Genomic DNA, 22,944 nt, shown 5'->3' on the forward strand with positions numbered 1-22,944 from the left:
CATTCTGCGAAAAGATGCAATAGGGGAATTTAGACATGGAATCACAGCAAATTCTGTCACTAAAGTTGGGTGAGCAACTTAGCCAACGTGGTTTTGTTCTCACGACAGCAGAATCTTGTACGGGTGGAGGTGTCTCCGCGGCGATTACCGACATAGCCGGAAGTTCAGGTTGGTTTGACCGTGCTTTTATCACCTATAGCAACGAAGCCAAAATGGAGATGCTTGGGGTAAAGGAACAAACGCTTGAATCCCATGGCGCTGTCAGTGAACAGACGGTTGAAGAAATGGTAAAAGGTGCGCTGGCCAATTCGAATGCCAACATTGGCGTATCGATCAGTGGTATTGCTGGGCCAGGAGGGGCGACAGAAGGTAAGCCTGTCGGTACAGTCTGTATTGGCTGGGCAGACAAAAGTGGCTGGTTGAAAGTGACGACCTATTACTTTGCTGGCAACCGTTCTCAAGTGCGTCAACAGGCTGTCGAAGTGGCTTTGAAAGTACTGTACGAACAGTTGGAAAGTGACAGCTAATGATTGCTGGAATAATTTAAAGTGATTAAAAATCAGATGGATATCATCAAATTTCAAAAAAAATCCCCACAGCTATGGACACTGTATGAATCAACAGTATAATGGCTTTCATTGATTGCTTAGCAAAAAAGCTGAGCGGAAGAATTTGATTGATATTCATCAGCATTAGATGAGTCATTTGGAGAAAGTGATGGACGAGAACAAACAGAAGGCGCTCGCCGCTGCGCTAGGTCAAATCGAAAAGCAATTCGGTAAAGGTTCGATTATGCGCCTTGGTGACAACCGTGCAATGGACGTAGAAACAATTTCTACCGGCTCACTTTCTTTAGATATCGCTCTTGGTGCTGGTGGTCTGCCTATGGGTCGTATCGTAGAAATCTACGGTCCGGAATCTTCTGGTAAAACAACACTAACTCTTGAACTAATCGCTGCTGCACAACGTGAAGGTAAAACTTGTGCGTTTATTGATGCGGAGCATGCGCTCGATCCTGTATATGCGAAAAAACTCGGCGTAGATATCGATGCTCTACTTGTTTCTCAGCCTGATACGGGCGAACAAGCACTAGAAATCTGTGATGCGCTAGCGCGTTCAGGTGCTATCGACGTAATGGTAGTGGACTCGGTTGCAGCACTAACACCTAAAGCTGAAATTGAAGGCGAAATGGGTGACAGCCACATGGGGCTACAAGCACGTATGCTTTCTCAAGCAATGCGTAAGCTAACAGGTAACCTAAAGCAGTCTAACTGTATGTGTGTTTTCATCAACCAAATCCGCATGAAGATTGGTGTGATGTTTGGTAATCCCGAGTGTCGCTTTTCATTTTGTATGTAATGGTATTTGCTCTTGATTTACAAAGAAATTTGAGATTATATACCATTACATACAGTGTGTGTCGGTTATTTCGGTCAAACTCGAAACTGATTTGACAGAGGGTATGCAAAAAACCTAATAGACAGTTTACAAGATTTAAACAAATTCAAAGGTGAAAGAAGATGGACGAAAATAAGCAGAAAGCACTAGCCGCTGCCCTAGGTCAAATTGAAAAGCAATTCGGCAAGGGTTCGATCATGAAATTGGGCGATAACCGCACAATGGACGTTGAAACTGTTTCAACTGGTTCGCTGGCTCTAGATATTGCGCTAGGTGCAGGTGGTCTTCCAATGGGTCGTATCGTTGAAATCTACGGCCCAGAGTCTTCTGGTAAAACAACGTTAACTCTGGAAGTAATTGCAGCAGCTCAGAAGCAAGGCAAGACATGTGCATTTATCGATGCTGAACACGCACTAGATCCTATCTATGCACGAAAACTAGGTGTTGATATTGATGCACTACTTGTTTCTCAGCCAGATACGGGTGAGCAAGCGCTAGAAATCTGTGATGCATTAGCTCGTTCTGGTGCAATCGATGTTCTTGTTGTCGACTCTGTTGCAGCTCTGACACCAAAAGCTGAAATCGAAGGCGAGATGGGCGACAGTCATATGGGTCTGCAAGCACGTATGCTTTCTCAAGCAATGCGTAAGCTAACAGGTAACCTAAAACAGTCTAACTGTATGTGTATTTTCATCAACCAAATCCGAATGAAGATCGGGGTCATGTTTGGAAATCCTGAGACAACTACTGGCGGAAACGCCTTGAAGTTCTATGCTTCTGTACGTTTAGATATTCGCCGTACAGGCTCTATTAAAGAAGGTGATGAAGTAGTTGGTAACGAAACTCGCATCAAAGTAGTGAAGAACAAAATTGCTGCACCATTTAAACAAGCTGAGACTCAAATCTTATACGGACAAGGCTTCAACCGCTTCGGTGAACTAATTGACCTAGGTGTAAAGCATAAGTTGGTTGATAAGGCTGGTGCTTGGTACAGTTACAATGGGGATAAGATTGGTCAGGGTAAGGCTAACGCATGCAAATTTATTAGCGAAAATAGCCAAATAGCTCAAGAGTTAGACTCAAAACTGCGTGAACTATTGCTAACTCCAGCGACCCTTGAGGCTAAAGGTGACGATGTAGCCGACCAAGCGGAAGATGAAGCCTTTTAATGCAGAAGGTCAACTTTATTGTTGAAAGTAGAGAATACTGCTTTAGAAAAGCAGGGTTCTCTACCCTATTCCACCCTGAATTCATAAGTTCACTATGTGACGTCCCAGACCTAATAGACGGGCTTAAGAACTCGACATTCGGAGGGCACTGGCAAGGGATAAAACTATTCCTTACATATTTGGTCGAAGAAGCCCCCACCCTATATAACTCAATCAAGTTTTCTAATACCCCTTACCAGCCTGTTCAAGATACATACACTTGGACGACAGCTCTTCTTGCTTACCGCCAATGGATATTAATAGAGCGAGAAACTAATGTACGTGCCAACAAGTCGCTATCTTCATTGAATTGGTGGCTCACTCGGTTGCAGTCTGCAAAGAGCATTCCATTCTTTGATGGAGTTGCAAGATACCCAACTCCGAAAGTCAGAAATAGAAAAAAGCCGAGTACCATTATCGACACTCACCTTCCGGAGCATGTATTGAAGGTTTTGGGTGCCATGAATTTGGAAGAGCCAGATGAAATTAAGCGGATTTATACTCACACGAGATATGAAATCAGCCTACTTGAGGAGAAACCAAGTGGCTTTGATGAGCTTCCTCCTCACGACCAATCGCGTTGGGTTTTAGAAACAAGACTAGCCACCTTGAGAGAAGGTATAGAAACTCAGTTTTTAGAAGCAAAACACATCCGACTTGAAGGTCTTAAAGCAATTAGACAACACCGTCACTTAGTTCCTTTAATTGACAACCTACTAAGTTGGAGAAAAGGTGTAGGCTCAGGAAAATCGAATCCATATAAAAGTGATGCACATGCATTGGGGTATGAAGCTTTCCGAAACGCGCTGCTTTCATGGTTTTGGTATAAGAACAAAAAGCTACAACTAAAAGAAACCGTAAACACAGGTCATTACAGGACTGCCATCAAGAACTTCAACGAAATAAGGTTAGAAGAGAATCTACCAGTCGAAGAGTTCAAATGGGATGACCGTTGGTTTGCAGAACGATTGGGATGCGGGGAAAGCCTTATTGCACCTGCTACCTTGATGCTTGTATTTGACCACTGTGTAAATCCGACATCAGCTTATGATATTGAGAATAAACCACTATCGAATGAATTTGGAGTACCTGTCCTTCACTGGGTGAAGAATCGTGCAAAAAGCTCACTATTCAAGCTCTTACCAATAAATGCCTCTGTAAGTACAGATGAGGTAATTAGGGTCGTAGCTAATGCCACGAGGGTGTATCGAAGTTACCTTTTGGATGAGTTTAACATCATTGATAAGCACCTCTTCCTAAACTACCACAGCAGTAAAGAGCAAAAGACAGGTCTATTTATCCCTCGTAAGCCAGAATGGGCAACTTTTGCTAACTACACGAAAAGTGCATTGTCGAAGGCGAGTGGCGCTGAATGGACATCTACTGCAAATCAATTGAGAAATAGCATTCTTTTACTTATAGCCTTAGATGATGGGGTTGAAGGGCTTAAGAAAGAAGCTCAACACAGTGACGCTAACGGGAGTTCAGCGGTATCAACCAGATATGCAGACAAGGCTCTAGTACGGTTGCAACATAACGAGTCCATGCGTGAATTTAAAGAGTGGCTCCAAACCATTATTACATTAAGCATTGAGGGTGCTGCTGAAAAACTTGGTGTCGATCCTGATGAATACAAAAAACGGGCAGAGATGACCGTTAGGTATAGGTTTGGAGGGTTGGGCTGCAATAACCCGAAGGCAGGCACCCAAGAAGGAACGGTGAAGGGGGTCACATGTAACAAAATAGCTCGATGCTTATTTTGTCCGCAACGCAGGAATGTATTTATTGAGACTGTTCAAAATTTAGTTCACCTATTGCAATGGGAGGAAGCGTTAACTCTTGGTGCTGAGCGTAAAGAGATAGACCCAAAAGCACCGAACTGGTTTTTTTGGATGGCTTTTATCAGAGAAATGCTTCGCAGAATGACAGAGGACGACATAGCAAGCGGAAGAAAACAAGCGATGCTGGCTGAGGCGAAAAGTATTGTTGCATCAACGCCAAACCCTTACTTGGCTATTGACTTCAAGGAGGTTGTCTAAGTGGTTTCACTGATGAAATTTAGTGATTACATTCAATTGCCCCGTCATGAACAAGAAGTGCTAAAGGCTGCCGTTAAATGTAGTGGCTTTAGGCTGAGCAGTATTATCTCAATGGAGTTTGATTGGCTTATTGAGGGTGACTTCGAAGACCATCGTTGGGTGATTAAAATCGGAAATAAGAAGGAGACTATTAATTGGGACTCCACTTTCCCAGCCCCTATTCGTAGAGATAGCAAAAACACTGTTTTGTTAGGTAAAGGGCGGAAGATCAGTGATAACCCATTGATTATCGAGGATATGAAAGTTGCTTTTATCATAGTTAAAATGACAAAACCTAATATCAAATTATCCCTCGATAACGCCAGTGGTTGCAGGTCATTTGCATATTCATTAAAGCGCTATGTAACAGATGTAATGATGTCACCACACATGCTGAACCCATCGATGTTAAAGAGGACTACCTTTGACAGGGTTATGGAGGCGGCATCTAACAAAAGGTCGATAACTTTGGGCTATGCGGAGATCATCAAACGTTATTTCGAACAAACTAAACTTGATGATATTCCAGTCCAGTATACGCCTGCCAATAGATACCCTCCTCAACTGGATGTTGCGTACCTAAAGAAAGAGCTAGGTTTAGACCCAGAAGTTTACAGAGCTGATGACAACGTAAAGGCGATTCTTGGTCGAAAAGAGCAAGAGATGATAGGTGCGCTAGCAATAAAGGGGTTCAAGCCACGGTACGCGGCTGCACTTGAGAAAACAGCTTATTCGACCAAGACAAACAGAGCAACATACGAAGATTTTCTATCGGCAGTTGAGGGGGCACATAAGGCGTACAGGTTGCTGCCTCACCTATTCAATTACGATTTTGCGCCATACACATTTGAAAGAAATGCTCTTTTAGAAAATCAGAACTTTGATGAGAAGCTCGATTTAGCTGGACGGACTCGTGATATTCCCCCGCTAACTTTCCTACAAATGATGGATGCAGCGGCTCGATTCGTTCTGGATTATGCGGATGAGCTTCTAGAGGCAGAAAAGTATTTGCGACAAAAATATGAGGAATATATCGAACAGGGGCTTTCACCTGAAGCTGTAACTGATCGTACCAATATTGACGCTCGAAATTGGAGATGTAGTGATGATCGTAAGCACTCCCCTTTTCCTTTAGGTGCTTACAAGCACACTCAGAAAGGTAACGAAGCAAGCAAGAAGTATCCTCAAGAAGTCATTGATTTAATTAGGCTATCTATACGAAATGGTGAAGAGTCGGCGACCACTCGTGAACGATTTAAGTTAACACGGGCGCAGTATAATTCATTAAAGCGAAGGCTTGTTCTTCACCCAAACAATGGTGGAATGTCATTGCAAAAGGCTATCTACCAGTACCTTATATTCTCGTGTACTGTCATTATCTTTGCGTTGACAGCTAGGCGTGAGTCAGAGGTTTACTCTTTGAAGGCTGGCTGTGTTTCCTGCGATGCCTCAAATAAGCTATGGATAAACGGCTACGTTGCCAAAACACTACAGGATGAATACAACTTTTCGACAGTTTCTTTGGTAGGGAAGGCCGTAAAAATTCTGGAAAAGCTTAGTGCCTCTGCCCGTAAAAAGCTTGGAACCGATTCACTTTTTGTCTTCGAAGATACCTATCAGCGAGATGCACCTAGAAACCTAAACAGAATCAATGACGTGGCTGAGAGATTCTTTGATTTTATCGGTGCAGAACGAGATGAAAATGGTAAGCACTGGAGGCTTTCAGAGCACCAATTTAGACGATTTTTCGCCGTGATGTATTTTTATCACTACGAGGACGCAAAAGCCGATGCCCTAATGCATGAGTTTAAACATGTTGATTGGGGTATGACAGAGGTTTATCTAACATTAAGAGCCGCTGGTGCAATGAAAAGGGAACTGGCTAAAGCCAACCGCTCTGTAATTAATGACCGGATATATGACTATCTTGTGCGAGAGAACGTTGGTGGCAAGATGCTTCCTAGACTCAAAGCGGAAGTGGCAGAATCGATAAAATCTGTCGCAGATGTCAGGAACAAACGAGATCGTGCAATTCGGAAGATTGCAGAGCACAGCTATGTCATCGATTTTATTAGCACTGGTATTTGTTTCGGTGCTACACCATCGTTATCAGATTCTGGTTGCTGTAATTGCCACGATGAAGCCCTTGGTAAGGCTCTAATCCATAAAGCTTCTAATGATATGTGTTCAGGATGTCCGGCGCAGTTGACGGTTCCAGAGATTGCTAAGGGACATATCAAATTACTCGAAGACAACGGGCAATCAGACATCTTAATGGAGGTATGTAGTGGCTGCGAGAGGTAAACCTAACAAAGGTCATGAGAACGTTCGTAAGCATGCAGAAGAATCCAGAAAACAATCTCTAGATAGGTTAAAAGCGCGAATTGCACTCTTCAGGAGGTTGATCAATAAACGTAAGGAAAACCTTATTTCGATGGAGGGGTTACCACGTAATCCGACGAAGTTTTTGGATGATGGCTGGTTACCCGAAGTTACCAACCCCGCTGAAATAAAGGTGTCCAGAGCAACCTTATACAAAAAAGAAGATGAGTTCATTTCTAAATTGAATGAAGTCACAACTCTATGTAAGGCCGTCAAAGAACCAGAAAATGTTGCTAAAGAAAAAAAAGCGTCAGAGGCTGAAATTGAGAGGCTTACTATCCGCACTCAAAACCTTGCTGAGTTAAACACTCAGATTGAACATGAGTACCAACAACAGATAGAGGAGTTGCAGACCCGGATTTCAGAACTGCTTGAGGAGAATGAGCGCTTGGAATCCATTCTTGCGAATAGGAGTAGCAATGTTACATCCATCTTCTAGTGGTACCCAACTTAAGCTGAGCCAAAATCCACGTCATTTCAGGCTAGAGACAATTAGGTTGTCCGAGCATTTTCAGATAGATGGAACCGAGCTTCCAAGGTTGCCTTTCGTTCTAGATCAGGATGGAAGGCCACATCAAGTAATTAACGCCTATATTCGGCACAGAGCTGTTGTGCAAGGAATGGATATTGATAGCACTATTTATCAGGATTCGCTGAATATTGTCATAACATACAATGCTTTAGCTGGTTTGGTGCGTGGAATTGAGACTAGGTGGTCAATACGTGGTGGTGTTGATATCACAACCGCTTCAGCTTCGAATAAGTTCCATGATTGCTGGCTTAACAGTTCAAGATCAAGATTCAGAAGAATACTAAAGACTTGGAAAGTCGAGAAAAGAAAAGATGGTTACGACCCTAATACGCTGAACAGCTATATCAGGGCATTCGTTCGTTTTTTATGGTGGACTAACAAAAGGGGTTATTCCCAAAATCTAATTGGAATCCATGATCAGGGTACTCCGGCTTATCCTGTACCAGTTGATAAACCGAAATCTAGTAAAAAGTCCGTCACTAGAGCTGATTATCATATTCCTTGGCTTCTTGATGAACCAATTTCCACACCAAGAAAAAAGAGAGCCATCATAAACAAAACTGATCTCGCTCTTAAATCAACGTTTGAGCGCTCTGAAAATGAAAACCTCAGTGAACGCTCCAACGTCGTAGCCGAACGTGACTACCTGATGCTAAGACTAATGAGAGAGGCAGGGCCACGTGTTTCCGAAGTGACCACATTGAAAAAGTCTGCGTTCCTAGAAAAGCCACAGTATGACGAAACTGGCAATGTTGTCTTAATCGACACATCAGTGACTAAAGGCAGAGGAAAGTATTCTCGACCACTAGAGGTTCCAAAAGAATTGTACATAGCTATTAGGGATTACATTGAGGAAGAGGTTTCTGATGACCTAATTCCTAAAACCAGATCAAACAAGATATCCAAAGCAGACGAAGAGTACCTATTCCCGTCTAGCAAAACGGGTAAACCATTGAAACGCCAAACAATAAATAAGAAGTTGAAACCTTTTGAACTTAGCCCTCACGATTTACGAAAAGTTAGTGCGACAGAGTACGGAGTGGTTTGCATTAACGCAGGGTTCGATAAACCCACATCGTTGCTATTGATTGGTGAGTTTCTGGGGCATTCTTCACGTTCAAGAGGTAAAACCGCCGAGTACCATTACACATTAGCGTTTGAGATGTGTCAGCGAGACAAAATGGGTTCAATTGGTTCATTGAAGGCCGATATTATCGCCAAGGATGTCATGATAGAAAAGCTAATGAAGGATGTTGAAGAGTTGAAAAAGAAGGTTTCAGAACAGTAACCATATATAAAATGACCCAACTACAAAGTAAGTCAGATAAGGCTATGGTGAGAAGGGTATTTTAACATGCGCAAGATTTTTGGGCGTTTCTGTGTCACAGACCCTGTAAGCACACCTTTGGACAGAAGTGACTTAGAGCATTAACTCCAAGCCATTCTCTTTGGATAACTTTTGTTTGGGCAAAGCGAAGTAGACGACATTCTTCTTGTACAACGATGATATCTAAAACGACACGGGGCGCTAAACTGCGTTATTCCTCTTTTTTATCTGCGAGTTCCCAGAGTTCAGCAAGATCAACATCATCGCTAGCAGGGCGGCTTTCTTTGCTCTCGATGTAATCTACTTGCATTACAATTGGCAAATCGAAAGCAGTGCCAGTTACAACACATGCACCCTTCGATAAGTTAGGGATCAAACTTTTTGACATTCGATCTAGCGTACTAATCGTGTTGTCGATTAAGAATAAATCCTTGTCATTTACAAGCCTATGGATAAAGAAGTTATGAAGCTGAGACATTATCGTTGGTGAAATGTCTGCTGGTCTCTGGCTTGATAAGGTCAGGAACATCCCAAACTTACGCCCTTCTTTGATGATCTCTTCGAACATCTCCAGTCTGTAATCCTTCCAGATCTCGTGCTCACGATTTGACTGTTGTGACAAGATGTTATGTGCTTCATCAATAATAAAGTGCAAAGTATTTTGAGGAGGCGTATCGACATTATCTCTGTGTTCTTGATAAAACATCTTTGCCAGCAGCAAAGGTACAATTTTCTTCGTTGCTTGATTACAGCCCCTCAATGAAACAACATTCAATAGCTTGAACTCATCATTTACCTTGTCTTTGACGCTAAAAATTTTCCTTAGGTCATTCACGGCACTTTCAACTCTCTTCAAAAGAGGCTGAATGTGTTCAAATTGGATATGTCCGTATGATAAATCTCTAAGTAGTTGAACGTTAATTCGCACAACCAATTCATCTAATGCGTCAATTTGCGTTATGTCTAAGCCGTTTAATATTGGTCTTAGATTGTTATCAAAATCCTCTTTGGTATCAAAAAAGTCCCAGTTTGCTTTTCCTGCAATTTTACACGCGAACTTTGAGGTCTTATCATACCAAAATATGTTACTTAGCTTCTCTTTTAGAGGGACGTTAGAAAGGTGTTCTGCGATAACCTTAAGATGAGCCAAAGAATCTCTATTTTGTGCTGAATTAGCAAAGCATAAGTAAAACGTGCCTATGATGTAGTCCTTTAAGCTTTCACCATTCTTTTTATCTTTCTTTCTTCGCTCAATAACACGGTTGATGAATGGAGTTTGGGTATTGGAAGTTGCCTGAAACAACAGAGCTAATATTTCAGTATTCCAAAGCTGAACACTTGCTAACGGTAACTTTTCACCTGTATTTTTGCCCGTGCTTAGATTGAATGACTTTTTGTTGTCGGGGTCATTGATAAGCTGATTACCAGTGTATTCACCGTTAAAATCAATCAGGAGAAACTGACTTTTACCTATCAATTTCTCTTCAAAGTTGGAAAACAACTCCGCATACAACCTAGTGAGCGTGTTAGATTTACCACTACCCGTATTACCAAAAATACCAACGTGGCTATTAAAAATTTTGTTCCATGGAAGTGATACGGGTAGCTCCTCTTTCAGCATTTTTCCAATATTGAATTTCCCATCTGTTCCCTGACTAAAAATGCTGACTACTTGGTGCTCGTTGAGCAGGTAAGCTTTATCTTTGATCATCGGCATTAGTTTAATGCCGTCTTTAAACTTACTCTGCTCAAAGTAACCGATGGGCTTGGCTTCTACCTTGCGGATATATTTAATTCTCTTGTCTTCTAGTTCAAATCGCTGCTCATCCAGATACTCACCTTCAATGATGCACACGATGAGACAAAAGCCACGCTTAATACCGATGTATTCACGTATAGAAACTCCCTTGTATTTCTTACCATCGTGAAACATAGTTTCTAGGCTTGATTCATCGTAGATGCGTAGAGACACTTGAGTACCCCGAACCGCAATGACTTCACCAACGTTAATGCTCATTTAATCATCACCCCTAAGCAAGTCCGCATTGAATACTTCTTTATTGAACTTAGTGAAGTCCAAGTTCTCACCATCGAACTTTATTAGAGTGACGTTTTTATGATCACTAAAATGGCCATACATAGTTTCATGCTCTTTTTCATTAAAGCAGCAAACGAATACCTGTAGTTTATGGTTCGATAGTGAACGTTTGATCAAGTTTCGGATGTGCTCGTCAGCGAATGAAAAAGCGAAGCTAATTAAAATAGAATTTTGCTCTTCCAAGCGATAGCTAAGTAATCGAAGCATTTGATAATAATGCTCTTCAAAGACAGTCTCATGAAACTTCCACTTGGTAGGGTTGACAATAGGAAGCTTGTCGTAAGAATCCCAAAATGCAGTTCGAATGCCTTCATTAATCTCCACTTTAAGGGCAAGTAAATCTTGTGTTGTTTTGGTTTTATCATTCAGAATGTCACTTAGCTGATTAAGGCTATCGCGAGCTTCTTCTGGAATTACCACCGCAGTTTCAAGGAAATTATAATCTACCTTGATAGTGTCTTTTAACTTGCGCCAATAAGCAGAACCATGCAGATTGATAAAGTTGATTTGTGGAATATCAGATGAGTTTCGTCCGAATACGCCTGATTGACATACGTAATTATTGAAGTTACGTGCTGATAGAGTTCTTTCGAGGAAGCCACTTGAGCCGTCATTGATATAGAATTCAAGATTCCCTTTCTTAATCAACTTGTCTGCTACCAATGGTACACAGCCATCGTAGTTAGTAGTAAAAAGGTTACAACGTCTTTGAAAGTCATTCTTCTGTTGCAACAGCCTTACAATAGAGTCAATGAAAGTTTCATAATTCTCGATAGCCTTTTTTCTTAGTTCTATTTTTTCACAGACCTTACATTGACCATCATTTGTACATTCATCATCATGAGGAATATGGACGTCGCTAAGTTGAAACTTACACACTGGCTCGATTATGTTTTCGTAGTAGTACATAAACAGCAAAGCATAATGATCCTTGAACTGCTCTCCTAGATGATCTAGCTTGGTTGCAAGTGTTTCTATTGTTTCGTTTTTCTCTTCGTCATCAGAATCTTTGATAGGTAGCCATAGTGTAGGGAACAGGCCGCTAGAGGCTCCAGCACCGATAAGAAAATTCAGTTTGTGTTGATAAATTTCGTTCAGAGGTATGAGAGCCATTTTGATACATTACTGAGTTGATAAAAGTATTGTTGCATAATAAATGTATTAGATAAATTCAGTCAAAAGGCATTGTACAGAAATGGTGTATTCATCTCCTCTAACACGCAAAGGGGCAAAGGTGAGCCTGCATGGAACTGGCAGAAGTACATTACTCAGTCTTCAGTGTAAAGCTCGGCATAATCGATTAAGTCCATACAGCGATCGATACACTTTAAGTCTTCATAAGCCCTCCACTTTTTAGCGAGCCTAAGCGAATATTTAAACTCGACAGTGCTTTCTAAAATTTCTTTATTGGTATGCTCAACATGCACAAACTCAATACGACCAAATGGTATTGAGTACAGACCGGGTTCTCCTGTTGTCGCAAGGATTAACATCATGGGTATCTGCGAGATTACATGCCAACGTGATAGAGCGTCTTCGAATGATATATAGCACTGTTGGTCTTTACGGAGTGATAAAGCGATCTGCTCAATGGCACCTGAAGGTGTTTGAGAGCCAAAAAACACAATCAACTCAAACTGAATATTCACGAGATAAGGACTTCTAGCCAATATCTGTTCAACATTGTCAGTTTGGAAAATCGAGCAGATCTCATCTTTCGTGTAAATAAATTGTCCTGTGCGGCGGTAACGCATTTCAAGGAGCATTCTCATGCAAAGACCTCGTATAGCTAATGAGCTCTCATATTTTACATGCAAATTTAGGTTACAAAGAAAACCTGAACCAGTACTTTTGTCTTCCTCATACTACGATTCAGTGGAAGTGTGTTGGATCAGTCCAAACAAGGAATGGGGCAGGAACAACTGAGGGCAACCAGTCAGATTGAGGTTGCAATATAGAGAGATTGTAATCAACCTAATTCAACTAATATCCCTTCAAAAACTAGTCAAAGGATGGAACATTCTTGAGGGTGTTTAGGAAGCCTAGATTTGTCAATTAAGTTAGAGCACAAGGACCTTTTATCGATGGATTAACTGCCGTCATCACGTGAAGCAAAAAGTCTCACGTAAAAGCGCTCTTGAGATTCACGCTTCATTCTTCTCATTTCATCATAGTTAGCTTTGTGTGCCATATAGAGAACCTCCCGTGGTGACTATAAAAACAATTTACATACAAAGCGATTCATTTGTAAAGGCATCACTGATTTCGAGCTACTCCTCAAGTGAACTGATGCTTGGTTGCCTATCAAACTCTGTCATTTTATATGATCCTTGTTTTATATTATTGGAAACAAAGTAGTACTTTACGTCCACAAAACTTGCTTTTGTCCGTTTAGTGTTTAGGGTTGCTTTTGGATGACATACACGGGATTGCTGGCGGTTCCACCTAGGTCGTAAAACTCACAACCCGGCTCTCAATGATTCATTAGTTGAAATGACCGATGCGCTTTAGTTCGCCAGCCGAAAGCGTAACGTCTTCAGGAAATGAGTTATGTTTGTAAATAAAACTTCTTTTAAAAGCATCCTCGATTCTTTCTCCAAAGCGTTAGAGAAAGAAGTTAAGATATCTTACCTTGAACTACCTCCATGTAAAAAAGGCCCTCAAGAACTCAGTTATGCCAATCGAAAAAATTTGGCTTGCTGTGTTTTGTTTGGTCAAACAAGAGCTGAGATAGATCAGTTTTTTCATAAAAAACCCAATGGTTTCATTGGTGTGAATTTTGATGTACTTGAAGATGGCAGCCTCTGCATCTTACATAGGGCTTTTCAACAGCTCCGTCATATACCGTTAGATAGTCACTCATATCTTGGAAAGAAAGTATCAGTTCATTTAGATCCTCGTCAGATTCAAAGCATAATTTTTCAAACACTATGCCCGATAATTACTGAACTAGACCCTTTCTTTGCTTTGGTTGAGTTTGAGGCTAGACTTAGTTCTAAAATGAAAGTCTATGACTTCGGAGAGTGGTTTGCCGATGAAGATAGAATAAAAAACAAGAATGCACTTTCTTCCGGGTTTAGAATTGAAAACAAAAATTTAGCTTATACAGGTCACTATACACCAGTTTCATCCCATCACAGCCTATATCAATTTTCATTTTTCACGCCAGAAACTCACAAGCTATTACGTAAAATCTCACATACACTGCTCTTAAACGCACAGTCCAACCTCTTTCCAATGGAACGTAAACTTAGTCAACCTGAGCTCGCTGATATGTCGTGTAGATTTATTGTGTCCAAGCTAGGCTTCCTAAAAGACGAGTTTACTGAACAGATCAAAGACCGTTTTTCAGAGTGTATAGATCCCCCTTATTATTCAGTAGAAGCAGAAGCTCTTAGTTATTTCGAAAGCATCAGTATTCCGATGGGAATAACACTACTCGACGAGTGCTCGCTAAGCTCAACAGCTGAGTGGATCCTAAGCAATTTGGCACAAACACGCATGCCTGAATATACCTTTCCAGCTTGCAGCACCTTTGGACACAACTTTTGCACTAACATAAAACAATATTTAGATGATAGCTATGACGACGACGCTAGATGTACTCTCGATTCCATCATGAACTACTTTGAAATTTCTTTCGATCACGAAGTTTTAAAAACCGAAGAGGAATTCTCATGAGACACCATAAGCCCAATATTGGTTGGATTACATTGCGTGTTAGTTCTGATGACCATGGCACACACTATAGAATATTCGGGTTGTGGAGTAGTGGGCAATGGCGATTGAGCAGTGGTGCAGATAGTGTTGATACAATCGAGTCTATCAGTGAAGAGTCTATCTCTTGGCCTCAGAGCTCTTCAATCTATGAACTAGATTTAAACCTAGAAGGGAATATTCCGGTTAGTGATAAGGTGCTCCTAGATAAGATCATCACTTCCGCTCCTTCACATTACTGCGTGGAAGTTGTTACGCTGAAACAACTTAAGATAAAGAGCTAACCATATAATAACAGCAGAAAGAAAAGGTAAGTAAATCATAATGTTGTCCGTTTGGGTAAGAAGTGGTAAATGATTTACCACTTCTTACCCAAACTCTTCTCTTCGCTTTCGAAAACATTAAAATATTTAGTAATTGAGTCAATTGAATTACTAAAACCAAATCAAACCCAAATAGCCGAGCATTGAGATTCTGTCTTTTTGTGATGGTGATTAAAGGTAGAATAAAGAATGTTAGAAACCTCAATAGGCTAGCGCTGGTAAGGGCATTGGTGTAGCAGTTGGAGGTGTAACATACTCAACTGCTGAGGTATATACGAACTTGGTGAGTTTATTTACGAGACCACAGTAGAGTTAGTTGAGGAGTTTTAGTGGACAAATGGATCATCGTTTTGGCTGGGGTACCGTTCTTTTTACTAGTGGCTTTGTGGCTACTTTGGGTATTCCCGTATATGTTCTTGATGCTTCGTTCGGGGCTTGGTGATGCAAAACATATAGCCAAGCTAGACAAGGTCTTTGGCTTTGAGGAATCGAAAATCACCGACTCACAATCCTTTGGTCGAGGCTCTCGTTTCATTTCCTATTCAATGAAGTATCCGCGACTTAAGGGCGAGAACAAACTCACTTCTCGTAAAGAGCACCTGATAATGTTAATAAGCTCTGCCTTTGCCTACTCATCTGCGACTCTTTTTGTTTTGGGGATAGGGTTTAAGCTCTTCAGTTTAGATGGGTGATTACACTTTGCTGATGAGGACGACCGTAAGCTGTGATCTTGAATCTATGTAGAATACTTTAGCGCCCCTTAAAATTTAAAATGAACGTCAACTCTGTCCCGATATTTTAAATTGTCTTGAGTTAGCACTCTTTGGAGCACTTCTGAGTTATGAAGTGCCACCTGTGAAGATTCTGGACAAAAGTGTGTCAGTGGTTTTGCTATTTTAGTAAATGTTGAATTACTTCACATATAGCGAAATCAAGCTCAGAGACCGTGTAATGTAGGTCAAGACCAGCGTCAGGACTGAACAATTGACGCCATAGCCTCTTGTTATATCATTTTACCTGTGTACTCAAATGAAACCTGATTGCGATCTACATAGCTTTTTGGGGGATAATTTGAAGCATTAAGTAGAGCTAATTGCTGTCCCGATAGCGGAACATATATTGGCTGTTCTTCTGGAAAGTGCACCGATGTAAAGCCTCCATTTTCTGCAAGTATCTCTTCGTCAAATAGATCTCTGGCTTCGTTTGCCAAAGTTTCGGCCACTTTTCTGTAATCTTGAATTAATTCACATAGCTGTTTATTAATTTCTTCGGAGAATTGAAGAAAATTAGTAAACTCAAAAAATGACAAGTCACTTTCGAAGTCATTCGCTTGGATAGAGTGAGAACCTTCACCGACATACTTTAACCTTGTTAAGACAGGGAATATTTTCCCTTCATACAGTTCATTTCTGCGTTGAATCGAGTTAAGTATAGCCTTTACGTTGCCTTCCAGCTGTGTGTAATAAACTGTATTGAAAGCTTGTAGACTTTCGTCCACCTCGGTACCGACAGTATGCTTACCCGTCATTTTTCTTGAAAGGAAGTAAAAGCGCCCAAAATCTGGACTTTTAAAATCAGTGACTGGAACTATGTATGGTGTAAATAATCCACGACAAAACCAATCAATGTGATTGTTTCGATTAGAGTGACCAACTAACCCCCGAAGCAGATAGTAGCGTTCACAAATAATCTGTAGCAAATCCACATATGCTAAGTACTCTTCTCGTGCTCTTTTTTTCTGTTCATTCACGTCCATATTATTGAAAGCAGCCATTGCAGTTAGCAAAGCGATTAAACTAGTTCCTACAAACGATAGAAGAAACTTACCCAATTCAACATCGTTCAAGAACAGACATAAACTAAAAATAAACAGTCCATTCCAAGGCAAAAACCACAACCAAAAATTCTGACTCAAAAAGTTTCTGTATTTCAAATCACTACTCTCACACTGAACGCTACAACGGACTACTAAGGTGAGTCACGTAATACCGATACTACTGCATAGCACCTTAAACAATAAACGTAACGCATAGCAAATAAGCCATGCTTTAGGAATAAATCATATATGCATTGTTTGGCACTAGTTACCCCCTTTTTGTTTCTCTCTTATTACAGCTAATAGAGGTGCAGAAACTCGTATATCAATTTTCGATAGAGTGCCATACATAAGGTCATTAGTTTCGTCATTGGAGAAATAGTAATGTTCAAACAGAAACAAGTCATCAAAGCTAGTTTTAATAGACTCACAAACACTCATAATTTCAAATACTTTTTTTGTAAAAGCGTACTCTTTAAGGCTATCAGTTTGTGAGGTCACAGTCTGGTCAAATTGAGCGTCAAAAAAGGACTCACCCTTGTGCTCTCGATCTAAATTTAAATTGTCAAAAAGGGAGTTTATGGTGAGTAATTTAAGGGTTACAGATAGATGATTATAATGCATATCTTGCCAATGCATTCGTACTATTGCTTTGTGAATGTCATCCGACAAGGCATTATAAAGAGCACTAAAATCAGTACCGAGGTTCGACATTGTATTTACAAAACTATTAATATCGGTGTTTGTAAATGAAGTATTCTTTCCTAAGTTGTCAGACAACTCTGCCATACGGCATACAATTGTTTTAGCTTCTGTAGCTATTATTATTTGTCGTTCCTTTTCACCATTCTTTCGATATTGATGAACCGCTAAAAGAAATGCTGATGCCGTGGCAATTTGGGCTACCGAGTTTAAGATCTCACTTATCTTCACCGCACCGTCAGTTATCGCCACAATCGAAGTAAAAATATAAGTGAAGTAAACAACACCAATTACTGCAACTGCACCATAAACTATAGAATCCAAAATTATTGTGCTTTTTTTATTCTTCTTCTCATACAACATTTTAACCTCATGTAATTCCTAACGCTTTTTAGACGGAACCTTTCAGTTACGGCACTACGTCTATCTTGCTGACCTTTAGAAAACAACCCCTTGCATATTAACAGGTTATGTGATTTTTGTACGTGGACTTAATAAGAATTACGGAAAAAGTCCATCTACTACCTTGTCATTAGCCCTAGTAAGGCAAATAGGTATGATCAATATGTAAAAGAACTTCTACTCTAAATGAGAATGGGGCAAAGGTGTGTTTGCCGTGATCGGCGCTGGCACACCTATGGACAGAAGTGCGTTTGATTAGTTACGTGAATTCTCAGATCTCGAATAACTTTTTGTATCGCATACATACCTTCATTTCCACGGATTGTTAGCATCTGAAATATTCTATTTACTACCATCAGGCTTCTAAGCGCTAATCGAGTCTAATCAACTCCTTCAGCAAACATGCTTGCTTTAACTGTTTGTCGAGTGCATCTTCATACTCTTGCATTTTGGCACTTGTTGTTGGCAGATCTAATAAACTCTTGATGTCATCATCAAGCCTTACTTTAAGCATTATATCGAGAATGAAGAATATATAGTGTCTTATATAGCCATACAGCATATACGCGTAATCTTCAGCTTGATCGACCTGTTCTCCAGTATGAATTGCCATGTTCCTCTTCTGTCTTAATAACTCAAGCTCCTGACTTGCAAGAAACTTATCTTTGAACAGAACGAGTGTTCTATTGATAGTTGTCGTGTAATTGTCCTTTTGGGTAAACGTAAGTTTCTCAAGCAATGCCCACAAATTTAAAAACACCTTCTGCATATCATTCGTCTCTAGCGCATCCGTCAATTGACCAAACACTGTCCTGAAGAACCTATATCTTTTGGTCTTTAGGATCGTTTTATGTAACTTTCTAAAATGAGTGCAAGCATCTTTAAATTCTTGATCATAACTATAAGTTGCACCTTTCAGTGAGAAATGTGGCTCGTACCAATAAATTGGAGTCGCTAACGTAGCATCATGATTGTAGAGGTAGTGTAAAGGGAACTTTCTTACTTTACTTATTGGGTCTACTCTGCCGAAACTTTGCCTACGACCTCCAGCAACTAAGTAGTGGTTGATTACACCAAGAAAATAGCTTAATTCTTCCAATGCTAAGGTCGCTCCAGAATAAAAACATCTCGCTGATACCTTAACAACAACCCAAGAAAAAGCCTTTAAATTGATTTTATCATATGACTTTTTGACAGATTCAAAATCGTAATTGGCTTTGAACCTCTTTGGAAAACCTTTAGATATTGTAATTTCAGCGAGTTCTGTTCTGACTCTCAACTTGGACTTCAGACCATTTACACTTACACCAGTAACTAAGAAAAATTCTTGGTATGGTTTTGCAAGGTATTTTGCTTCTTCGTGTTTTAGAATGTTAGAAACATAACCACTATTCAGTTTATTGTCATCGGCAGATTTGAAAATAGCTGTAAAAAGTGCTTGGTCTCTTACATTTTTAGGGATATCACCGAACCTAATATTCTCTTGTAGAAGGCTCATGTATTTCTCGAACTCAGATCCATCAAATGAAGACTTGTAGTTTTGGTGTAGACGCTTAACACCAGAACTTTGATTTGATTGACACTTAGATATACGAGCTATCAACTCCTTAGCTATAGAATCATCTTTCCATTTAGATTTGGCCACTATCTACTCCGTCATGTATCTTTAATGTATCGACTATTATTTCGATTAACACTTGCCAAAACAAAGTGCTGACAAACGTTATCCTAGTTTAATAGAGACATTAATGATATTACGAAAAATAAGTCAAATAGCACATTGATAAAGCGAGTGTTTAAGCTATTGAAACACACAAGAGGTAGTTCTGAGCTAGCCACGATTGCTAGCTCGTTGTTGGACAAAAGTGTTTTAGGTCTATCGTTCTAAAACACTTGTTCCAGATTAGAAAAAGTATCTTGAAACCTTAAGCGTTAGTATGGACACATTAGCTGAAGTTTATATGACTAGATGCCAATGTTTTAAACTCAGTTGTTTTTAACGTTTTTTCTAAAGTCTGACCATTGGAAATTAAATGATCTAAGATCTGCTTAAGCTTGTCACTAACAACATTGGTTTTTAGATTAGTTAAGATCTGTACTGCATGATTTCTACAGTTTGAGTTGGACAACAGATAGTAAATATCTTGTCTGTAGAGAGCTATCAGAACTTGCACTATATTGTCATCGCCTAACATATTTAAGATTGAGTCATATACAACCTTACCCGAAGGAGAAACACCTGTATTATAGGAAACTCCGTTACCAATACGACAAGACAAGATAATACGAATTAATTTTTCTTTACGCTCATTGGGAATGTCTGCTTCATTGGAGATATAACTTAAGATTTTCCTAGCATGAGGAACTTCATTATAGAAGTTATCCCAACCACTATGAGCAGAGCTTAAGTCGTCTAGGTGCTCATCTAGAAGAATAACTCTTGCTTCAAGTGTCTTAAATTGGTTTCCAGAGCAAAACTCGAAGAATTCGTTACCAGCAGCAAACTTATCGTTGTGCAAATTTGTACGATAGCCGTCTAACGTAACACCTAATTTATATTTGAGATTATTATCGGCGTGTTGCCAAACCGTTGGCGCAATAAGGGAAATATTTTTCTTTAAGATATTGTTAGCGCCAGCACCAACGTACATCCCAAAGATCGTCTGAAGAACGTTATCACAATTTTTTGTGTGCAATTGCTTAAGACCATTCTGCATATGCTGTAAACTTGAGCTATCTATAACTTCTGTTTGATTACGCAAGTTTTCAACAAAAGCCTTAACTTGTAATGCAGCCTCTGAAGGAGTGTCATTAATAACTTCTTGTACACACGTTTGTAGCCATCCCATCAACTCAAAAGCATTGATATTCGCATCATTCGGATGACTAGCACCAATGTCATTACGCATAATCAGGATATGGGTTAACTTTTTATAAATTGAATCAGAGATCAGTTCTAGCTTGGCGCAGTTATCAAGGAGAACTTTATCCTTAATGCCACTTAAGTCATTCTCGGTACTAAATAAATCTCGGTGCTTTCCTCCAACCGCAGCATCAAAAAACAGCTCTAAGCCATAAATAACAGTTTTTTTCCGCAAGTTTAAAACCACTTCGTTCCATACGTAGTTCAATGCAGCATCAAATAGACCTATCGCACTTGCTGCTGCAAATTTAGATAAGTATCTAGACTCGCGCTTAACCTCATCTGGCAATGTCATAACAAACTGAGGAAAGTTTGTCTGAACAACCTGACGCTCAGCGGTTGTAGCTAGAATATTTTCCTTTGGTAATCCAAGAGACTCTAAAAACTGCTCAAATCGATTGAAATCAGTAGAGACAAGTTGCCCTTGTGTTTGCGCACTAACCACTTCATTCGTACTCATATATAACCTAACCTTTTATTCTTATATAACTCAAAGGGTTCGTTGTGTGCTCGGATTTTCCATCTTTGCATTTCGTCTATGTTGCTAGCATTTATTATGAAACTCAACTGGTATCAACTTGTTGTGTGAATCGATATAAAGTTACGGGAGAAATTACGGAAAAATTCCGTATAAAAGGTCTAAGTATGGAATTAGATTAACTTGGTCTGGCTAGATCGACTGGTCGCTGGTTCTGAGAAGCTTTGGAGCATTTCTGAGTTACACAACACATCAACTCTCTTGAATTGGTCAATTTTGCTTTAGCTAGTTCTCTGTTTACTTGAGTTATATTCTTAGTCGGTTGTCTAGATTGTTTTCAACATTACTCTTTGTCATTGGCTGTAAACTGTTTGAGTGTAAATTTGAACAGTTAAAACCAGTTGCCAAGTAGAGCAAGTATCAGCTTCACTCCCTATGTGTATTGGAAGGTTATTAATTTGTTAACGGCAAATGGGTGTTTTACTTTTCCTTCTACCGTTGTATATTAACCACCATCTCAGACAGAATTATGCAGTATTGCTAAAGCTACACTGAATCCCGAGACGACAACAGGCGGAAATGCTCTAAAATTCTATGCTTCAGTCCGCCTAGATATCCGTCGAACAGGCGCTATTAAAAGTGGCGATGAAGTAATCGGTAACGAAACTCGCGTTAAAGTGGTTAAGAACAAGATTGCTGCACCATTTAAACAAGCTGAGACGCAAATTCTATACGGTCAAGGCTTCAACCGTGAAGGTGAGCTAATTGATCTAGGTGTGAAGCATAAGCTGATTGAAAAAGCGGGTGCTTGGTACAGCTACAATGGCGACAAGATTGGTCAAGGTAAGGCAAACGCAGGTAAATTCCTACGTGAAAACCCTCAAGCCGCGAAAGAAATTGATACTAAGCTACGTGAAATGCTGCTTTTACCCGCAGAAGAACAGCCTGTTGAAGCTGAATTAGGCCAGATGCCAGAGCAAGAAGAATTTTAATTCTGTTTAAGTGAAATCAAAGCCCTGCGAATGCGGGGCTTTGTTATATCTAGAATTTGAAAATAAGTAAGTTATGTTTCAAAGAAAACCACCCACATTATCGAGTAAAGAAGCGGCTATGCAGTTGCTAAGCCGCCGTGATCATGGTGAGTATGAGCTTTATCAAAAACTGAGCTTAAAAGGCTATGAGGATGAAGCGATTCAAGAGGCCATCAACTTTTGCCTCGATCACAATTATCTTGATGATTTGCGTTATGCCAAAAGTCAGATACGCCAGCATGTTTATAAAGGACATGGCGAAAGAAGGATTCGCCAAGAGTTAAATCAAAAGCGTGTCGCCGAGGCTACGATAGAAAAAGCGATGGAGCAAGAGCCTCAAGATTGGTTTGAATTGGCAAAAGGTGCAGCAGAGAAGAAATTTAAAGGGATTAAAGCCAAAGACGCAAAAGAGTACGCCAAACAAGTCCGATTCCTGCAATATCGTGGCTATAGTTTTGAACAAATTAGTTATGCACTCAATTCGGATTGCGACGATTAATCGAGAATAAGCAGCTTGATCTGGAGATTT

General features: G+C 40.1%; 17 protein-coding genes and 2 pseudogenes. 12 read left to right on the forward strand and 7 right to left on the reverse strand.

The features are described 5' to 3' along the window. The first annotated feature begins 35 nt into the window (after nucleotides 1-35). The 7 genes and pseudogenes from DA100_RS09630 to DA100_RS09660 all read left to right on the forward strand — a co-directional run bounded on the left by DA100_RS09630 (nucleotide 36) and on the right by DA100_RS09660 (nucleotide 8,886). Entirely contained in the window at nucleotides 36-527 is a 492-nt protein-coding gene (locus DA100_RS09630) for a CinA family protein (RefSeq protein ID WP_138971944.1), read from the forward strand. Nucleotides 528-717: 190 nt separating this feature from the next. Continuing rightward, nucleotides 718-1,335 (forward strand): annotated as a pseudogene (gene recA / locus DA100_RS09635) (recombinase RecA); the annotation flags it as partial. A gap of 185 nt (nucleotides 1,336-1,520) precedes the next feature. Next, a complete protein-coding gene (recA, locus tag DA100_RS09640) occupies nucleotides 1,521-2,567 on the forward strand; it encodes a recombinase RecA (RefSeq protein ID WP_138971945.1) in 1,047 nt (348 codons plus the stop codon). Next, on the forward strand, nucleotides 2,567-4,645 hold the full coding sequence (locus tag DA100_RS09645) for a hypothetical protein (protein ID WP_138971946.1): 2,079 nt from the start codon (nucleotides 2,567-2,569) through the stop codon (nucleotides 4,643-4,645). Before recA (DA100_RS09640) ends, DA100_RS09645 begins: the two co-directional genes overlap by 1 nt. Nucleotides 4,646-4,657: 12 nt before the next feature. Then, nucleotides 4,658-6,988, forward strand: coding sequence for a hypothetical protein (locus DA100_RS09650; RefSeq protein WP_240800901.1), 2,331 nt, complete (start codon nucleotides 4,658-4,660; stop codon nucleotides 6,986-6,988). Further along, a complete protein-coding gene (locus DA100_RS09655) occupies nucleotides 6,972-7,505 on the forward strand; it encodes a hypothetical protein (RefSeq protein ID WP_138971948.1) in 534 nt (177 codons plus the stop codon). The genes DA100_RS09650 and DA100_RS09655 overlap by 17 nt, the downstream gene beginning before the upstream one ends. After that, nucleotides 7,486-8,886: a site-specific integrase gene (locus tag DA100_RS09660; RefSeq protein WP_138971949.1), complete on the forward strand. Its 1,401-nt coding sequence runs from the start codon at nucleotides 7,486-7,488 to the stop codon at nucleotides 8,884-8,886. The genes DA100_RS09655 and DA100_RS09660 overlap by 20 nt, the downstream gene beginning before the upstream one ends. Nucleotides 8,887-9,136: 250 nt before the next feature. On the opposite strand, the gene DA100_RS09665 is transcribed toward DA100_RS09660, so the two are convergent. The 3 genes from DA100_RS09665 to DA100_RS09675 all read right to left on the reverse strand — a co-directional run bounded on the left by DA100_RS09665 (nucleotide 9,137) and on the right by DA100_RS09675 (nucleotide 12,795). Next, nucleotides 9,137-10,942 (reverse strand): ATP-binding protein, encoded by a 1,806-nt coding sequence (locus tag DA100_RS09665; RefSeq protein WP_138971950.1) that lies wholly within the window; start codon nucleotides 10,940-10,942, stop codon nucleotides 9,137-9,139. Beyond that, nucleotides 10,943-12,136, reverse strand: coding sequence for a hypothetical protein (locus DA100_RS09670; RefSeq protein ID WP_138971951.1), 1,194 nt, complete (start codon nucleotides 12,134-12,136; stop codon nucleotides 10,943-10,945). A 155-nt stretch (nucleotides 12,137-12,291) separates the two neighbouring features. Further along, nucleotides 12,292-12,795: a hypothetical protein gene (locus DA100_RS09675; RefSeq protein ID WP_138971952.1), complete on the reverse strand. Its 504-nt coding sequence runs from the start codon at nucleotides 12,793-12,795 to the stop codon at nucleotides 12,292-12,294. 778 nt (nucleotides 12,796-13,573) lie between these two features. On the opposite strand from DA100_RS09675, the gene DA100_RS09685 reads away from it, so the two are divergent. From DA100_RS09685 to DA100_RS09695, 3 genes are all read left to right on the forward strand, one after another. After that, on the forward strand, nucleotides 13,574-14,704 hold the full coding sequence (locus DA100_RS09685; RefSeq protein ID WP_138971953.1) for a hypothetical protein: 1,131 nt from the start codon (nucleotides 13,574-13,576) through the stop codon (nucleotides 14,702-14,704). Then, nucleotides 14,701-15,024: a hypothetical protein gene (locus DA100_RS09690; RefSeq protein WP_138971954.1), complete on the forward strand. Its 324-nt coding sequence runs from the start codon at nucleotides 14,701-14,703 to the stop codon at nucleotides 15,022-15,024. The genes DA100_RS09685 and DA100_RS09690 overlap by 4 nt, the downstream gene beginning before the upstream one ends. A gap of 368 nt (nucleotides 15,025-15,392) precedes the next feature. Then, nucleotides 15,393-15,755: a hypothetical protein gene (locus DA100_RS09695; protein WP_240800902.1), complete on the forward strand. Its 363-nt coding sequence runs from the start codon at nucleotides 15,393-15,395 to the stop codon at nucleotides 15,753-15,755. A gap of 311 nt (nucleotides 15,756-16,066) precedes the next feature. Here DA100_RS09695 and DA100_RS09700 read toward each other — a convergent pair whose 3' ends face one another. From DA100_RS09700 to DA100_RS09720, 4 genes are all read right to left on the reverse strand, one after another. Next, nucleotides 16,067-16,996, reverse strand: a complete 930-nt coding sequence (locus tag DA100_RS09700; protein WP_138971955.1) for a hypothetical protein — start codon at nucleotides 16,994-16,996, stop codon at nucleotides 16,067-16,069. A gap of 147 nt (nucleotides 16,997-17,143) precedes the next feature. Then, complete coding sequence (locus DA100_RS09710; RefSeq protein ID WP_138971956.1) at nucleotides 17,144-17,944, reverse strand: hypothetical protein; 801 nt, start codon at nucleotides 17,942-17,944, stop codon at nucleotides 17,144-17,146. A 409-nt stretch (nucleotides 17,945-18,353) separates the two neighbouring features. Next, the gene (locus tag DA100_RS09715) at nucleotides 18,354-19,628 is read right to left on the reverse strand and encodes a hypothetical protein (protein ID WP_138971957.1); all 1,275 of its coding nucleotides are present in this window, start codon (nucleotides 19,626-19,628) and stop codon (nucleotides 18,354-18,356) included. Between the two features lie 301 nt (nucleotides 19,629-19,929). After that, nucleotides 19,930-21,366 carry a hypothetical protein gene (locus DA100_RS09720; protein WP_138971958.1) on the reverse strand — a complete coding sequence of 479 codons (1,437 nt, stop codon included), beginning with the start codon at nucleotides 21,364-21,366 and terminating at the stop codon, nucleotides 19,930-19,932. Nucleotides 21,367-21,938: 572 nt separating this feature from the next. Here DA100_RS09720 and recA (DA100_RS09725) point away from each other — a divergent pair. Further along, nucleotides 21,939-22,376 (forward strand): annotated as a pseudogene (gene recA, locus DA100_RS09725) (recombinase RecA); the annotation flags it as partial. Between the two features lie 73 nt (nucleotides 22,377-22,449). Beyond that, complete coding sequence (recX, locus tag DA100_RS09730; protein WP_138971959.1) at nucleotides 22,450-22,914, forward strand: recombination regulator RecX; 465 nt, start codon at nucleotides 22,450-22,452, stop codon at nucleotides 22,912-22,914. Nucleotides 22,915-22,944 lie beyond the last annotated feature (30 nt).

The sequence above is a fragment of the Vibrio sp. Hep-1b-8 genome (genome assembly GCF_006124995.1).
GTDB lineage: Bacteria > Pseudomonadota > Gammaproteobacteria > Enterobacterales > Vibrionaceae > Vibrio.

Excerpts from the sequence above, each read along its gene's own strand:
- DA100_RS09650 (WP_240800901.1), top strand. The coding sequence starts at position 4,658 with ATGAAATTTAGTGATTACATTCAATTGCCCCGTCATGAACAAGAAGTG.
- DA100_RS09710 (WP_138971956.1), bottom strand. The coding sequence starts at position 17,944 with ATGTTGTATGAGAAGAAGAATAAAAAAAGCACAATAATTTTGGATTCT.
- DA100_RS09720 (WP_138971958.1), bottom strand. The coding sequence starts at position 21,366 with ATGAGTACGAATGAAGTGGTTAGTGCGCAAACACAAGGGCAACTTGTC.
- DA100_RS09645 (WP_138971946.1), top strand. The coding sequence starts at position 2,567 with ATGCAGAAGGTCAACTTTATTGTTGAAAGTAGAGAATACTGCTTTAGA.
- DA100_RS09665 (WP_138971950.1), bottom strand. The coding sequence starts at position 10,942 with ATGAGCATTAACGTTGGTGAAGTCATTGCGGTTCGGGGTACTCAAGTG.
- DA100_RS09630 (WP_138971944.1), top strand. The coding sequence starts at position 36 with ATGGAATCACAGCAAATTCTGTCACTAAAGTTGGGTGAGCAACTTAGC.
- DA100_RS09670 (WP_138971951.1), bottom strand. The coding sequence starts at position 12,136 with ATGGCTCTCATACCTCTGAACGAAATTTATCAACACAAACTGAATTTT.
- DA100_RS09675 (WP_138971952.1), bottom strand. The coding sequence starts at position 12,795 with ATGAGAATGCTCCTTGAAATGCGTTACCGCCGCACAGGACAATTTATT.
- recX (WP_138971959.1), top strand. The coding sequence starts at position 22,450 with ATGTTTCAAAGAAAACCACCCACATTATCGAGTAAAGAAGCGGCTATG.
- DA100_RS09660 (WP_138971949.1), top strand. The coding sequence starts at position 7,486 with ATGTTACATCCATCTTCTAGTGGTACCCAACTTAAGCTGAGCCAAAAT.
- recA (WP_138971945.1), top strand. The coding sequence starts at position 1,521 with ATGGACGAAAATAAGCAGAAAGCACTAGCCGCTGCCCTAGGTCAAATT.
- DA100_RS09690 (WP_138971954.1), top strand. The coding sequence starts at position 14,701 with ATGAGACACCATAAGCCCAATATTGGTTGGATTACATTGCGTGTTAGT.
- DA100_RS09685 (WP_138971953.1), top strand. The coding sequence starts at position 13,574 with ATGTTTGTAAATAAAACTTCTTTTAAAAGCATCCTCGATTCTTTCTCC.